Consider the following 14,725-nt stretch of genomic DNA (forward strand, 5'->3'; position numbering starts at 1 on the left):
ATTTCGATACACCCTCTTATTGGACGCTTACCATGCAACTGTTATCAATTTGTTATCAAAAGACTTTTAAAAATGCTGCAAACCCGCATAAACGCTGGGTTTACTAAGCATTTTTGCTTATTCAAACTCAATCGTTCCAGGTGGTTTACTCGTCAAATCATAGAATACACGATTTACACCTTTCACCTCGTTAATAATTCTGCTCATTACCTTATTTAACACCTCATAAGGGAGCTCTGCTGCTTCTGCAGTCATAAAGTCAATGGTCTTTACAGCGCGAAGTGCGACAGCATAATCATAAGTTCTCTCATCACCCATAACACCAACAGAACGCATATTGGTCAGTGCTGCAAAGTACTGGTTGATATCCTGATCCAGCCCAGCTTTTGCAATCTCTTCTCTGTAAATTGCATCTGCATCCTGAACGATACGAACCTTCTCCTCTGTAACTTCACCTATAATACGAATACCAAGTCCCGGTCCCGGAAACGGCTGACGGAATACCAGTCTCTCCGGAATTCCAAGCTCCAGTCCGGCTTTACGAACCTCATCTTTGAACAGGTCACGTAACGGCTCAATGATTTCTTTGAAATCTACATACTCCGGAAGTCCTCCTACGTTGTGGTGCGATTTGATAACTGCAGACTCGCCGCCTAAACCACTCTCTACAACGTCTGGGTAAATGGTTCCCTGTGCCAGGAAATCAACGGCACCAATTTTCTTTGCTTCCTCTTCAAAAATACGAATGAACTCTTCACCGATAATTTTACGTTTTGCTTCCGGTTCTGTTACGCCGGCAAGCTTGTCATAATATCTCTGTTGTGCATTAACACGGATGAAGTTCAAATCAAACTGTCCTTCTGGGCCGAATACAGCTTCTACCTCATCGCCTTCATCTTTACGAAGCAAACCGTGATCCACGAATACACAAGTCAGTTGTTTTCCAATTGCTCTGGAAAGAAGTCCTGCTGCAACAGAAGAATCTACACCACCGGATAATGCAAGCAGTACACGTCCATCGCCAACTTTTGCACGGATATCTTTAATGGTATTCTCTACGAATGCATCCATCTTCCAGTCACCGGCGCATCCACATACTTCATATACAAAGTTAGACAACATTGTCTTACCTTCTACTGTATGGAGTACTTCCGGATGGAACTGAATGGCATACAGTTTTTTCTCCTCACACTCTGCTGCTGCCACTGGGCAGTCCGCTGTATGAGCAGTAATGGTAAATCCCGGAGCTGTTTTTGAAATATAATCAAAATGGCTCATCCAACAAATTGTTGATGGGGATACGTTGTGAAATAATTTGGAACTATTCTCCACAAACACCTCTGTTTTACCATACTCACGCACCTCGGCGCGTTCCACTTTCCCACCTAAAATATGTTGCATCAGCTGGGCACCATAGCAAAGACCAAGTACCGGGATTCCAAGTTCAAATAACTCTTTTGTATAAGTCGGTGAATCTGCTTCGTAGCAGCTGTTCGGTCCTCCGGTCAAAATGATTCCCTTTGGATTCATAGATTTGATCTTTTCGATATCAGTCTTATAGGAATAAATCTCGCAGTACACATTGCACTCACGGACACGACGTGCCACCAGCTGGTTGTACTGTCCGCCGAAATCAATCACTATGACAGTTTCTCTGTTCATTGGATCGTTTCCTCCTTCGCAATAAATTATTTACATCATATATCTGTCATGGCCGAATTCACTTTTTATATAAGATTATATATATTTTTTTGCTTTCCCATCAGGGAAAATAATCCGCCACCCTTTCTATTATATATTACTTTCACACCACTTTACAAGAGGAACAACTGAAAAAATATTTGCAAGCTGATTTTTTCATAGTATAATAAAAGATACACCACTTTACAATCTTTTCATTTTAAAATATGATACAGCACTTTCTGCCGCATCATAAGTTTGGTAAAACCATTCCAAATAGAAAATTGCAAATCGGTGTAAGAGACAGTAAAACTATTTTTACGGATCTGCTGCAATGTCTTCTACATAGACATGCAAAAATTTTGTTACAGGAGGATGATACTATCATGGAAACATTCAAAACAATGACTTGTCGAAAATCTGTCAGAAGCTACAAGTCTACTTTATCAGATGCAAATTTACAGAAAATCCTGATGGCCGCACAGGCTGCTCCGATTGGAATGGGCAAATATGACACTATGCATATGACCGTTATCCGCAATACAGAATTATTACAGGAATTAGACCGCAATGCTGCTGAATTTTTCGGCGATCCATCCCGGACACCGCTTTACAATGCGCCTTGTCTCGTAGTAATTTCCACACCGATTGCAAATCCTGCAATGGCAAATGTACCGTATTCCAATGCAGCCATGATGGCAGAACATATGTGCCTGCTTGCAACTGATCTCGGTATCGGAAGCTGTAACATCTGGGGTGCGATTGCTGCATTAAATACCAAACCGGAACTTGTAGCAAAACTTGGACTTCCGGAAGGCCATGTACCATGCTGCGCCGTAACACTTGGTGATACAGATGATACCTTCGCAGAACGTGAGATTCCGGCTGATCGTATCGCAGTATCTTATATTAATTAATCATAATATTTCATCTCAAACTGAGATAAAATAATGAGCAGACTGGAAATCAAACATTTTCGCCTGCTCATTTATTTGCTTGTTTTTTTATTTACACCAATTTATATTTTTTCAGCTGCTGTCTGCGTTCCCTATAATCCGGACAGTATTTCTCTACTTCAGCCCAGAACTCCTTCGAATGATCCATATACCGTCGGTGTGCAAGTTCATGAATTACAACATAATCTAACAATTCATCCGGCAAATAGTATAATTGATAGTTAAAATTTAGATTTCCTTTTGAGCTGCAACTTCCCCATCTTGTTTTTTGATTTCGAATCGTAATCCACCCGATTGTCACTCCCATTGCTTTTTTATAAGCATTTACCCGGCTTTCAATCTTTTTCTTTATTTTTTCCAGTTCATCACGGGATAATTCTCCCACCGGAACAGCACCGGTCTCCTGCCGCTGTTCCATTCGCGTCTGCATCTGCTCCACTTTTTTCCAGATCCATGCATGTTCGCTGTCCAGAAACTTCTGTAACGCATCTGCCGATAATTGATTCGGAATCCGAAGCACTGCATCGCCATTTTCGCACACCTGGAGCCCGATCGTTTTCCTTGCAGATCTGACAACAGAAAGTACTAATGTCTGATTTTCTTTTTGCAATTCTATATTTCTATAAATATTCAAGCTCTTTCTACTCCAACAATTTTATTTCATCGAAAGACTTCTAGCTCAGTACTAATATCAATATTCCTGTTCCTAGATATACCCTTTTATTATTCCTTCAACAGGCAGTATATATTGAATTTGTCACTTTATTTTATCTTTTTTACTGGTGTCATTCTATATTTGATATCCACACACAGTTAAAAAAGCCACACTCTTTCTCAGCCTTCAAGCGGCTGCAGTGAAAAATCCTTCCTATGTTCCGCTGTGACCACCATATGGCAGTCTTGCTGAAAAGCCACCAACTGCTGGCAGACATCCGCTGCTCCCGTCAGAATACCTGACGGACTTATGACAGAGAAATAGTCCATTCCCTGTATCAGTCCGACACCTGTATATTTTACATAACTTTCTTTGTATGCCCATAGTTTGCAAAAATGCGAATATCCGTTTTTTTCCAGCCATGCTACTTCCAGTGGATGATAAAAACGTCTGGCCAGACGTTCCGCCCGGCAATGTCGTTCCTGCTGGATATCCAACCCGACTTCTTCAGTGCTGACGGCACAGCTCCACCAATCTCCGCTATGGGATATGGAAAAATGAATGCTTTCCGCATTTTGAAACCTGGGTTTTTTCTTCTGCTCTGCAAATGCCAGTATCAGTGTTTCCGGAAGCAGTAGTGCATTCTCCCGTGCGTACCGACGAACTGCCTGCTCTAGAAGTGTATGAGAATTTTTCTCCTTCGCATTCCACTTCTGATAATAAATCGCTATATCCATCTTTTATTTGCCCCGCTGTTTCTTTCTCTTATCAGAATACCTTCCGATGCACGCTGATATTGAAAAAACAATACTGTTCAGCTACCAGTCAGAAACTGGTTTTGTCTTCACCTTTCACCTTTATTTCTGGTATTTGTCATATAATTTTTTAAATGCCGGCACACTTCTTTTTGCAACATCAGCCGGTACACAATAAGAGACACGTACCCAGCCCGGTCCATAAAAAGCGGTACCCGGTGCCATAAGAATTTTTTCTTCTTTTGCACGCTCACAAAACTTCGTATCATCCTCTTCCAGTGCTTTTAGAAAAAGATAAAATGCTCCATCCGGATGAATACAAGTATATCCAATCTCGGTCAGTGCATGATACAGAATGTCCCTTGTTTCCTGATAAATGCTGATGTCCACGGATGCATCCACACATTTCAGCAGCATTTTCTGCTGAAGAGACGGTGCATTGACATAGCCAAGATAACGCATGGAGGCTGTCATTCCTGCAATCAGATCTTCATAATCCTGCACACAGGATTCCATTGCGATATAGCCGATACGTTCACCCGGAATAGACAATGCTTTGCTGTAAGAATATACCACGATGGTATTCTCGTAGTAATGAGTCAGATATGGCACTTCAATATCATATGCCAGCTTCCGGTACGGTTCATCGGAAACCAGATAGATTGGATGACCATACTCCTCCTGTTTTTTCTTCAGAATATCTGTTACCATACGGATAGACTCTTCTGTATATACTGCCCCTGTTGGATTATTCGGTGTATTAATCAGTACAAACCTGGTTTTTGGTGACAATGCAGCTTCAAAAGTTTCCGGGTCCGGCTGCAATGTCTCCATATTACATAATGCCGGCACGAGTTTACCATACAGCGTCTCCACATAGCTTTTATACTCCCAGAAATATGGTGCAAACGTAACCACCTCGTCTCCGTTATCCAGCAAAGAATTTGCAATAACTACAATTGCTGCTGCTGCGCCACTGGTCATGATAATTCCCTGTTCAGTATAATGACAGTCATATTTTCCATTTAAATAATTTGCGATATGTCTGCGTACTTCCGGATGTCCCACATTTGCCGGATAACCATGCAGTGCCAGCGGTTTTTCTGTATCCAGAATTTCTTTCATCGCCTCATTCACTGCCGCCGGAGGCTCTACGCTCGGATTGCCAATGGTAAAATTAAATATATTCTCCGAGCCGTAAATCGCAGCCATTTTTTTACCTTCTTCAAAAATATCACGGATGCAAATAGATGAATCCAGTGATCCTCTTAATCTTTTTGATATCATAATCTATATCCTCCAAATTCCCTGTTCTTTTTCACGTCAACGCTTTAATTCGCCATACTTTTTATATCTTAGCACAATTTTTAATAAAAAAAAAGGTTTCTTTACATCCAATTCGTTTTTTGCTATACTTTTTACATAACAAAGTGATACACACCATTCGTATGCCACGGCATACCAGTGGTTATCAATCAGGATAAGATCTTTCCAGCATTTACAGAAAGGGATTATCAGGAATGCCCCAAACATTCTTAATTTTTTCAAAACAGGAGAAGGTAAATGTCAAATCAGGAAATCAGCAAATATGATGCACTCAATCAGCCTGCTGAAAATAAACAGCAGCAGGCTTATCAACAGATAAAACAGGACATACTGAATAATACATATCCGGAAGGAACCGTTATGGTGGAACGCAAATTATGCGATATTTACCATGTCAGCCGTTCTCCGATCCGCAACGCCCTTCAGCAACTGACACACGAAGGTCTGCTGTCTTTCGTTCCTGGCAAAGGAACCGTAGTGGCATCTTTTACTACGGAAGACATTCTGGAAGTGTATGATCTGATTGAACTGCTGCAGGTATATGCCGTAGCAGCATTTCTAAATAAGTACAATGATCTGGCAGTTGATGCCATGGAAATAGCACTCCGGAACATGGAAAAATCATTAAACGAACATGATATATTCCAATGTACCCGATGGGATCAGAAATTCCATGAACTTCTGATCGGTTATGCCGGAAACAAACGCCTGGAAACAATTTATGACCAGCTAGACTGTCAGCAGATGCTGTTCATCTCCACCATTCTGGATGACACAGAGCGTGCCAGCCAGTCTTTCGCAGAACACTCTGCGATTCTGGCAGCTATAAAAGAAAAAGATGTACAGATGGCCCAGGACTGTATCCGAAAGCATTATTACCATATCAAACAATACTACATCAACAAACTGCTTAGCAGAATCCATATTTAATTTCAGGAGGTACTATCATTATGGAATTACAGACATTACAAAAAGACATGATCGCAGCAATGAAGGCAAAAGACAAAGTCCGCAAAGATGCTATCTCTTCTCTTGTATCCGCAGTCAAAAAAGTGGCTATCGATGAAGGATGTCGGGATGATATCAAACCGGAACTGGTTGACCGTGTCATCTTAAAAGAATTAAAGAGTGTCAAAGAACAGGTAGACACCTGCCCGGCAGACCGGACAGATCTGAAAGATGAATATCAGGCACGCTATGACATCATCAATGAATATGCACCAAAGCTTCTGTCTGCAGAAGAAGTTAAAATAATTCTGACAGAACGTTTCGCTGATGTCCTTGCCACAAAAAACAAAGGTCAGATCATGAAAGCTGTCATGGCTGAATTAAAAGGAAAAGCAGACGGTAAAGTTATCAACCAGGTAGTTGCTGAACTTTGCAAATAAACTTTTTTAAAGATGTTTTAAAAAAATCCCGATGCACATTGTTATCTCAATGCGCATCGGGATTTTTGATTTTCATATTTCAATACTTAAACTAGAAAATTCTTCTTACTGTTAAGATTGTTTTGTAATGTACATTGCCGGAAATCTTAATACCGGTAGATGGGGAACTTGCATGAACAATCTGTCCACCACCCATGTAAATAGCAACGTGTCCACTGTAACATACGATATCACCCGGCTGCATGTCGGATACAGATACCTCGCGTCCTACGCCTCTCATTGCGGAAGAAGAATGCGGTAAGGACACACCAAAGTGTGCATATACACTCATAATAAATCCAGAACAGTCAGCACCATTTGTCAGACTGGTTCCACCCCATACATATGGATTTCCAACAAACTGACATGCATAATTTACAACTGCAGAACCAGATCCGGATCCTGTGCTTGCACTTCCGGAATTAGAACTTGTTGTATTGTTCTTTTTGTTGCTTGATGCAGCAGAAGAATTATTTGCCACACTGGATGCACCTGCAGTCACTCTGACAGTCTGTGCTGCTGCCAGTTCCTGTGCAATGATTGCATTCTGCTGGTCAATGGTCTGCTTATACTGTGCGGCCAGTGACTGTGCCTCTGCCAGCTTGCTGCCGAAATTGTCCATCTGGCTGCTCTTCTCAGCTTTCAGCGTCTCTAACTGCTGCTGCTGTTCCTGATATGTAGCCTGATTTTCTTCCAACTCCTGTTTCTCTTCTTCTACCTGAGCCACAAGATTAGCAACTTCTGTCTTGGTATTCTGATACTCAACCAGAAGGTTACGATCATAATCATATACTTTTGAGAAATTCTCTACTTTGTTCAATACATCTGCAAAGTTCTGTGCACCTACCAGTGCATCCAGGAAAGAACTGTCACCATTTTCATACATATAACGAATTCTTTCTTTCATGGAACCGTACTGCTCAGCTTCTTTTGCTTTTGCAGTTTCTAAATCTGCCTCTGCCTGTGCCAGTTCTACTTTCTTGTTCTCAATCTCGCCGGCTACAACATCTAAATCTACTAATACCTGTACCAGTTCAGAATCTACCTGATCAATCTGAGACTGCAGTGCTGACTGCTGGCTCTTAATGCTGTCAATCTGACTGTTTACAGAATTCAAATTACTCTGTGCCTGATTTTTCTGGTTTTTTGCCTTTGAAAGAGTGGTTGCACCTGCCATCTGTGTACCGGAAATCGCAAGAACAACAACCAATCCCATTGCAATTAATTTCTTCTTCATATATTGAAATACTCCTTCGTAAGTGTTCCTTTTTTCGTTTCCTTATGGATTATAACACCTCTCTGTCACAATTTCAACCGAAAGAACACCATTTTAGAAATATTTCATACTATTTTGTAATATTTTTGTAATATTTATCCGTTATTTTTTCACAACCAAAAGTTTCATTCCATCTGTTCTTTTCTCTTCTGACAGTTCATTGACTGTTTTGATATCCTGTACCGTCGTATGGAATTTCTTGGCAATATTCCACAGATCATCCGGCTTCTGCAGTCTGATACCTGCGATACCGGGAATGTGATTCAGCCAGTTTATATCATACTCCCTATCCTCTGTTCCGGTGATCAGTTCAGACTGTTTTTCCTTTGTGATCAACGTCTCTATATCCACCACGGCCTGTACTTCCAGCTCCGTTCCGCTCTTCATCAGAAATGACAGATGTGCAAGACCCGTCTGCAGTTCTATCTGATAAAAGGACTTCATCTCCGGTATCTCTACATCATACTGGAATGGCACCAGACCTTCCGCAGCTCCTACCGGAGCCGCATCTGAACTGGTCAGATACAGAATACTGACCCACACCGTTCCTTCCACATGAATGCCCTGCTCTGTAACTTCCCAGTGTTCCGCTTCCACAATGCCGAAACCTGCACCAAGTTGCAGAATCTCTGCTTCCTGTTTTTCTATTTCAATACTGTCATTCACCCGGCACCTTGCACTATTCTTCATATAAAGCTGCGGAAATTTCACCTGCTTTGTCTGCAGCTGCAATTGTCTCTCCAGTGAATAGGCATCAACAAGCTGCTCCCGTTTCACTTCCCGGTAAAGCCGCAATTCCACAGGCGTATCTGCCTCCAGCAAAAGCATCCGTTCCTCCCCGTCTGTATCCTCCTGCACCCGGCAGATCATCACCGGTTCCTGCCCGGACACACAGGGAATCATATCGCTCTCTGCCTCTGCCACATCCAGCTCATACTGATAGGGAACCCTCAATTCCAGCCACTGCAGCCGGTCTTCTTCCATTCCAAGATAGAGCAAAAAAATCTGGATTTCTCCCTGCACCTGCACATTTCCCTGATTTACCCGTATTTCCCTACCAAGCAGCTGATGCTGCTGCCAGAGCAACTGGCGGATATTTGGCTTGTTGGAAGGCAGTCGCACTTCCTCTTTCAGGTTCCACCTTTCCGTGCCCCGATAGCAGAGTTCCAGATATACTTCCGTATTATGTAATTCTTCCAGAGGATACTCGCTATCAATCGCCACCGGAATATTCAGTTCCACTCGTTCCCGCGCCCATACTTTTATCTCCACCAGTGCACGGATATTCAGTTTTCTTGCATTTATCATACGCACCGTCAGATCTTCCAGAATGGCTTCTGTCTGCGCCATGTCAAATTCCTTTGCTTTGTCCAGCGTCATCATCTCGTGAAATGGAATTTCTCCCTCCAGACTACAGATATTCCATTCATTCTGCCCAGTTCGGTACAGCACCCGAAACTGCAGTGTCCCCTGTACCTGCACATGCCCCTGACTGCATTTTGTCTCATCCATACGAATCTGCCCCCGGCTCAGGATCACAGAGAAAAAATCCGGCAGATAGTCCGGCAGATGATACGTCTCATCAAACGTCAGCTGTGTTGTTGCCGGTCCTTTTTTCTCTTCTGTATAGACTTTTTCTGTTCTCAGCTCCATACTTACATCCACTCCCATTTCCTATTCGAATACTACATTTTCTGTCAGTCTCTCCGTCTTTACCACAATATACGGATAGCTGACACATTTTTCCACTTTGGCGCCATTTTCCGGTCCGATAAGATCCGTCTCAAAATAAATTGCATTTTCTGCCAGATACAATGCCTGCACCTGTATGCTGTAACCTCCGGTCTCCTGCATTCCGAAACCATGCACGATATACAGCGCATCATCAAGCAGATATGTCATTTTAAAATCCTCTGCTTTTCGTGCCTCAATTTCTGTCTTCAGTTTCCCCGGCAATTCCGCTTCTCCTACCACGGTATAATCCAAATCCCGCAGTTTCTCTACTCCGGTCTTCTTCCATCCACATCCACCAATGCCTGTACTGACCAGACATATAAAAATTGCCGAAAAAAGCACAAATACACTCCATTTTCGTCGTTTTGCATCTAATTGCTCTGTATTTCCTTTTCTATACGCCACCATCCTCTTTTTTTTATTCATCTGCTGCCCCACATACGTTCTTAGTCTATTGTATTTATGAAAATAAAAAATATGCATGGATTTATGAAAAACTATCTGTTATACTAGATAAGTATTTTTGAATTTAACATCTGGAGGAAATATTATGTTACGAACAATTCTCGCCGTTTTGTTCGCTGTATGCTATCTGATTCTCGGTATTCCGGTTTTATTTGTGGAATGGCTGATTGGAAAAAAGAACCCGCATCTGCGTGATATCAGCAGTCTGCGGATGGTACAGTGGGCATTTCGGGTCATCTACCGGATCTGTGGCGTTAAACTGACCATTATCGGTCAGGAAAACGTTCCGAAAGATACACCGGTGCTGTATGTGGCAAACCACAACAGCTATTTTGACATCATTATTACGTATGCACTCTGCGAAAATCTGACAGGCTACATTGCCAAAGATTCACTGGAAAAAGTGCCGCTGCTGAACATCTGGATGAAACGACTTTACTGCTTGTTTCTGAAACGTGATGACATGAAAGCCAGCCTGAAAACCATTCTGCAGGCTATCGAATATGTCAAACAGGGCGTTTCCATCTGCATTTTCCCGGAAGGCACCCGCGGAGACAGCGATGAAATGGCACCATTTAAAGAAGGCAGTCTGAAAATCGCTGAAAAGGCCGGATGTCCGATCATTCCAATGGCGATCACACACACACGTGACATCATTAAGGATCACATACCATTTGTAAAACCAACCCATGTCACGATTCAGTATGGTACGCCGGTTTATCCAAACGAACTGCCAAAAGAAGAAAAACGTGCTCTGGGACGTTATACACAGAATATTATTCAGGAAATGCTGGACCATGAAAAAGCCGGAAGCTTATAAGCTTCCGGCTCTTTTTTATCTTATTCCTCCCAGGCTTTACAAATTGCCTCCACTACCTTGGAAAATTCCATAAAGTGGGATGCTTTTACCAGAACGTTGTCTCCATTTCTCAGGTAAGGCACCAATGCAAGCATCATCTTATCCAGCGTTTTGAAATACATGACCTGTGTATGTCCGCGCTGTGCCCCTTTTGCCAGTTCCTCGCTGAGTGTTCCGCAGCAGAATAAAACGTCAACTCCCTGATTTGCTGCATATTTTCCAACTTCATAATGCATTTCACACTCATTTTCACCCAACTCACCCATATCTCCAAGGACCGCAATCTTACGACCGTCTGCCTGAGCCAGCACATCCAGAGATGCCTTCATGGATACCGGATTTGCATTATAGCAGTCATCAATAACCAGCAGTTCGCCCACCGTAATTAGATTTGTACGTCCGGCAATGGTTTTTGCATGACTGATACCCTCGCAGATTTCCTCATTTGTAAGTCCCATGATGCGTCCCACACAGGCTGCCGCACAGGCATTATATACATTGTGTACTCCAGGAATCGGTTCATGGATCTGACAATCTTCTTCCGGAAAATGCAGTACTGCATTCAATCCACGCAATCCTTTGTTCTCGATTTCGTCAGCTGTCACTTCATATGTAATATCCGCTGCCGGTGCGGTTCCGTCTTCTACATGATAGAAAATCGGTTTCACACCATGTGCCTCGGAAACCGTGATGAGTTTATCGTCATTTCCGTTCAGCACGATATGTCCGTCCGGTTTCAGGAAATCAAAAATCTCTGATTTTGCCCGGAGCACACCGTCACGATCGATGAGATTTTCCAGATGACACTGACCGATATTTGTCATAACGCAGATGTCCGGTTTTGCTACTTTAGCGATCCGATGCATCTCGCCAAACTCGGAAATACCCATCTCAACAACAGCTGCTTCATGCTCTCTGCGGATGCGCAGAATTGTCAGCGGCAGTCCGATTTCATTATTAAAGTTTCCTTCTGTCTTCAGGACATTATATTTCTGTTCCAAAACAGCAGAAATCATCTCTTTTGTACTTGTTTTTCCAACACTTCCCGTAATCCCGATAATTTTGATTGCAAGCGTGGAGCGGTAAAATTCTGCAATATCCTTTAACGCCTGCTCGCTGGATGCTACCAGAATGTACGGTCCTGCCGGATTTTCCAACGGTTCCTCAGACAAAACTGCCAGCGCGCCTTTTTCAAATACATCAGGGATAAAACGGTGACCGTCCACACGCTCGCCGCGGATCGGGATATACAGATAGCCCGGTTCCACCTGACGACTGTCAATGACTGCGCCGGTAATCTCACTGCCACGCAGGGTATCCTCTCCCACATAAGTACCGCCGCATGCTCGTGCGATATTTTCCAGTGTCATCTGCTGTAATGTATGATTATTCATGTTTTCCTCCGTATTTTTCCTGTGAAATCTGAATCAATCGTTCGCACAGATCTTCATACTTGATGCCAATCACGGCTGCCTCCTGCGGAAGCAGGCTGGTAGCTGTCATCCCCGGCAGTGTGTTTGCTTCCAGGCAGAACATCTCATTGTTCTCATTCAACAGGAAATCCATCCGCGCATAGGAATCCAGACCAAGTTCACGGCAGACTGCCACTGCATGTTTCTGCATTTCCTTTGCTACTTCTTCGGGCAGATCTGCCGGACAGGTCTCTACCGCACTTCCCGCTTTGTATTTGTTTTTGTAATCATAAAAGCCTTCTACCGGAGCGATTTCAATAACCGGAAGTGCCTGCATATCGATGACACCTACGGAAAATTCGCGTCCACAGATATAACTCTCGATCACGATATTGTCTTCATATTTAAAAGCCTCATCCAGTGCAGCTTCATATTCATCTGCAGTACGGACAATCGTAACACCGATACTGGAGCCGCCACAGCATGGTTTTACAACACACGGAAGCGTTAACCCGGTCTCTGAAAACGGAGTATGACGCTGTGTTTTACTCATTGCAATACCGTGCGGTGTCGGAATACCAGCTGCCTCAAACATTTTTTTTGAAATTCCTTTATCCATGGCAAGGGCACTTCCCAGATAACGGCTGCCTGTATACTGGATACCAAACAGATCAAAGGCTGCCTGTATCTTGCCGTTCTCTCCGTTTTCTCCATGCAGTGCCATAAATACAATATCTGCTGCCTGACAGATTTTAATTACATTCGGTCCGAAGAAACATGCTGACTGATCTTTTCGCATTGCTTTTACCTGTGCAATATCCGGTGCTTCACCCGGAATCTGCGCAACATCTGCACTTGCTTCTTCTGTATGATTAAAAATATCCGTGATATCTTCCTCTTCCTCATGATATCCCATAAAAACATCCAGCATGATAACGTTATGTCCTTTGGAACGCAATGCCTTACTTACCATTGTTCCTGTATTCAGTGAAACATCCCGCTCTGTGCTGAGTCCACCAGCTAAAACTACAATATTCATACTATATTAATCTCCTTAATATTATTTTTCTATATCTGAAGACAACTGCCCAGAACCGTATCTGCGCCATTGCACTTCTTCTTAGTTTAGCACATTTTTTTTATTTGTGAATGCCGCAAATATAAAATATTATAATTTTTTCTGATTTTCCAGTTATGCTATGGAACATAACTACAAACTACTATAATATTCCTTCTATAAACTTCAGCAGACAGCTCTGTTCTGCTAACATTTTATCAATCACACAGGCAAAGGCTTTTGCCTCTCCTGCTCTTTTTGTATCCCCGCGTTTTGTCATGCCGGAGGCCAACAGGGACAGCAGCATTGGAGCATAACGAAATTCTCCCGTCTGCACACAAAGAATCAATGCATCCCTGCAATATCTGATAGAACCGGGGTATTCTCCGATCAGGAAACTGAGATCCGCAAGCTGATAACAGACTGAAATATACGCCTGTTTCTGCCACCTCAGATTCAGATCAGCGGCAGTCAGATACTCCAACAGCCTGCGAAGCTGTAAGATATCTCCGTCAAACTCCCGCAGTCCGCTCCGACAGGCAACCAGAAGCTGCCGGATCAGTATCTCGCATGCTGTGTAGCTTCCGACTGCCTGACATCCGCTCTCCTCATCCGCCAACGGCATTCCGCTCATCTCCAATATGCGCTGCAACAATTGTTCAATATTAACAGCTTCCCCGCCAGACCACCAGTGAAGTACTGTTTCTCCCAGACTGAGCCACTGTTGTTCCTGCCGGTTATTATCCCCGGAAAGTTCCCGGTACAACTCCAGCTGCTGCACCAGATGCATACGATTCCCAAGCCGGATTGCCAGTGCAATTTCTTCCTGTATTCGCTGACGCTGCAATTCCTGTTCCCCCACAAGCAGAATACAACGCCCCGGAAGTTCTCCCATCCGCTCCATCAAAGCCTCAAAAGTTCCGATTTTCGGACTGCAAATACCTCGCTCAATCTTCGACAATGTACTCACTGCACAAATGCCAAAAGCCAGATCCTCCTGCGTCATTCCATGCCGGATCCGCGCAGATCGCACCACTGAACCTATTTCATAACACTCCATTACAAAATCCCCCTGTTTTTTGACTAATTATATCATTTTAACGTTTGCGCACCTACCGTTCAC

General features: G+C 43.1%; 14 protein-coding genes. 4 read left to right on the plus strand and 10 right to left on the minus strand.

The window, feature by feature from the left end; genetic code table 11:
• Window positions 1–117 precede the first annotated feature (117 nt).
• The gene (guaA, locus tag HMPREF0373_RS08570) at window positions 118–1,662 is read right to left on the minus strand and encodes a glutamine-hydrolyzing GMP synthase (RefSeq protein ID WP_021739296.1); all 1,545 of its coding nucleotides are present in this window, start codon (window positions 1,660–1,662) and stop codon (window positions 118–120) included.
• Between the two features lie 404 nt (window positions 1,663–2,066).
• Here guaA and HMPREF0373_RS08575 point away from each other — a divergent pair, with 404 nt between their 5' ends.
• The gene (locus HMPREF0373_RS08575; protein WP_022035122.1) at window positions 2,067–2,597 is read left to right on the plus strand and encodes a nitroreductase family protein; all 531 of its coding nucleotides are present in this window, start codon (window positions 2,067–2,069) and stop codon (window positions 2,595–2,597) included.
• A gap of 91 nt (window positions 2,598–2,688) precedes the next feature.
• Here the strand turns inward: HMPREF0373_RS08575 and HMPREF0373_RS08580 are convergent, their stop codons facing one another.
• The 3 genes from HMPREF0373_RS08580 to HMPREF0373_RS08590 form a co-directional block, all read right to left on the minus strand.
• Window positions 2,689–3,270 (minus strand): M48 family metallopeptidase, encoded by a 582-nt coding sequence (locus HMPREF0373_RS08580; protein WP_021739298.1) that lies wholly within the window; start codon window positions 3,268–3,270, stop codon window positions 2,689–2,691.
• Between the two features lie 200 nt (window positions 3,271–3,470).
• Window positions 3,471–4,028, minus strand: a complete 558-nt coding sequence (locus HMPREF0373_RS16050) for a 4'-phosphopantetheinyl transferase family protein (protein WP_021739299.1) — start codon at window positions 4,026–4,028, stop codon at window positions 3,471–3,473.
• 120 nt (window positions 4,029–4,148) lie between these two features.
• The gene (locus HMPREF0373_RS08590; RefSeq protein WP_021739300.1) at window positions 4,149–5,333 is read right to left on the minus strand and encodes a pyridoxal phosphate-dependent aminotransferase; all 1,185 of its coding nucleotides are present in this window, start codon (window positions 5,331–5,333) and stop codon (window positions 4,149–4,151) included.
• Window positions 5,334–5,609: 276 nt separating this feature from the next.
• Between HMPREF0373_RS08590 and HMPREF0373_RS08600 the strand changes: the two genes are divergently transcribed.
• Complete coding sequence (locus tag HMPREF0373_RS08600; protein ID WP_021739302.1) at window positions 5,610–6,302, plus strand: GntR family transcriptional regulator; 693 nt, start codon at window positions 5,610–5,612, stop codon at window positions 6,300–6,302.
• Between the two features lie 20 nt (window positions 6,303–6,322).
• On the plus strand, window positions 6,323–6,760 hold the full coding sequence (locus tag HMPREF0373_RS08605) for a GatB/YqeY domain-containing protein (protein WP_021739303.1): 438 nt from the start codon (window positions 6,323–6,325) through the stop codon (window positions 6,758–6,760).
• Window positions 6,761–6,851: 91 nt separating this feature from the next.
• Here HMPREF0373_RS08605 and HMPREF0373_RS08610 read toward each other — a convergent pair whose 3' ends face one another.
• From HMPREF0373_RS08610 to HMPREF0373_RS08620, 3 genes are all read right to left on the minus strand, one after another.
• Window positions 6,852–8,036, minus strand: coding sequence for a C40 family peptidase (locus tag HMPREF0373_RS08610; protein WP_021739304.1), 1,185 nt, complete (start codon window positions 8,034–8,036; stop codon window positions 6,852–6,854).
• A 141-nt stretch (window positions 8,037–8,177) separates the two neighbouring features.
• A complete protein-coding gene (locus HMPREF0373_RS08615) occupies window positions 8,178–9,728 on the minus strand; it encodes a DUF3794 and LysM peptidoglycan-binding domain-containing protein (RefSeq protein WP_207638149.1) in 1,551 nt (516 codons plus the stop codon).
• A gap of 21 nt (window positions 9,729–9,749) precedes the next feature.
• The gene (locus tag HMPREF0373_RS08620) at window positions 9,750–10,235 is read right to left on the minus strand and encodes a protease complex subunit PrcB family protein (RefSeq protein ID WP_242831198.1); all 486 of its coding nucleotides are present in this window, start codon (window positions 10,233–10,235) and stop codon (window positions 9,750–9,752) included.
• Between the two features lie 124 nt (window positions 10,236–10,359).
• On the opposite strand from HMPREF0373_RS08620, the gene HMPREF0373_RS08625 reads away from it, so the two are divergent.
• Window positions 10,360–11,094 carry a lysophospholipid acyltransferase family protein gene (locus tag HMPREF0373_RS08625; RefSeq protein WP_021739307.1) on the plus strand — a complete coding sequence of 245 codons (735 nt, stop codon included), beginning with the start codon at window positions 10,360–10,362 and terminating at the stop codon, window positions 11,092–11,094.
• 20 nt (window positions 11,095–11,114) lie between these two features.
• Here HMPREF0373_RS08625 and HMPREF0373_RS08630 read toward each other — a convergent pair whose 3' ends face one another.
• The 3 genes from HMPREF0373_RS08630 to HMPREF0373_RS08640 all read right to left on the minus strand — a co-directional run bounded on the left by HMPREF0373_RS08630 (window position 11,115) and on the right by HMPREF0373_RS08640 (window position 14,662).
• Window positions 11,115–12,527, minus strand: a complete 1,413-nt coding sequence (locus tag HMPREF0373_RS08630) for a UDP-N-acetylmuramoyl-tripeptide--D-alanyl-D-alanine ligase (RefSeq protein ID WP_021739308.1) — start codon at window positions 12,525–12,527, stop codon at window positions 11,115–11,117.
• Window positions 12,520–13,584: a D-alanine--D-alanine ligase family protein gene (locus HMPREF0373_RS08635; protein ID WP_021739309.1), complete on the minus strand. Its 1,065-nt coding sequence runs from the start codon at window positions 13,582–13,584 to the stop codon at window positions 12,520–12,522. Before HMPREF0373_RS08635 ends, HMPREF0373_RS08630 begins: the two co-directional genes overlap by 8 nt.
• A gap of 181 nt (window positions 13,585–13,765) precedes the next feature.
• Window positions 13,766–14,662: a helix-turn-helix domain-containing protein gene (locus HMPREF0373_RS08640; protein ID WP_044963583.1), complete on the minus strand. Its 897-nt coding sequence runs from the start codon at window positions 14,660–14,662 to the stop codon at window positions 13,766–13,768.
• Window positions 14,663–14,725: the final 63 nt, after the last annotated feature.

The sequence above is a fragment of the Eubacterium ramulus ATCC 29099 genome (assembly GCF_000469345.1).
Taxonomy (GTDB): Bacteria; Bacillota; Clostridia; order Lachnospirales; family Lachnospiraceae; genus Eubacterium_I; species Eubacterium_I ramulus.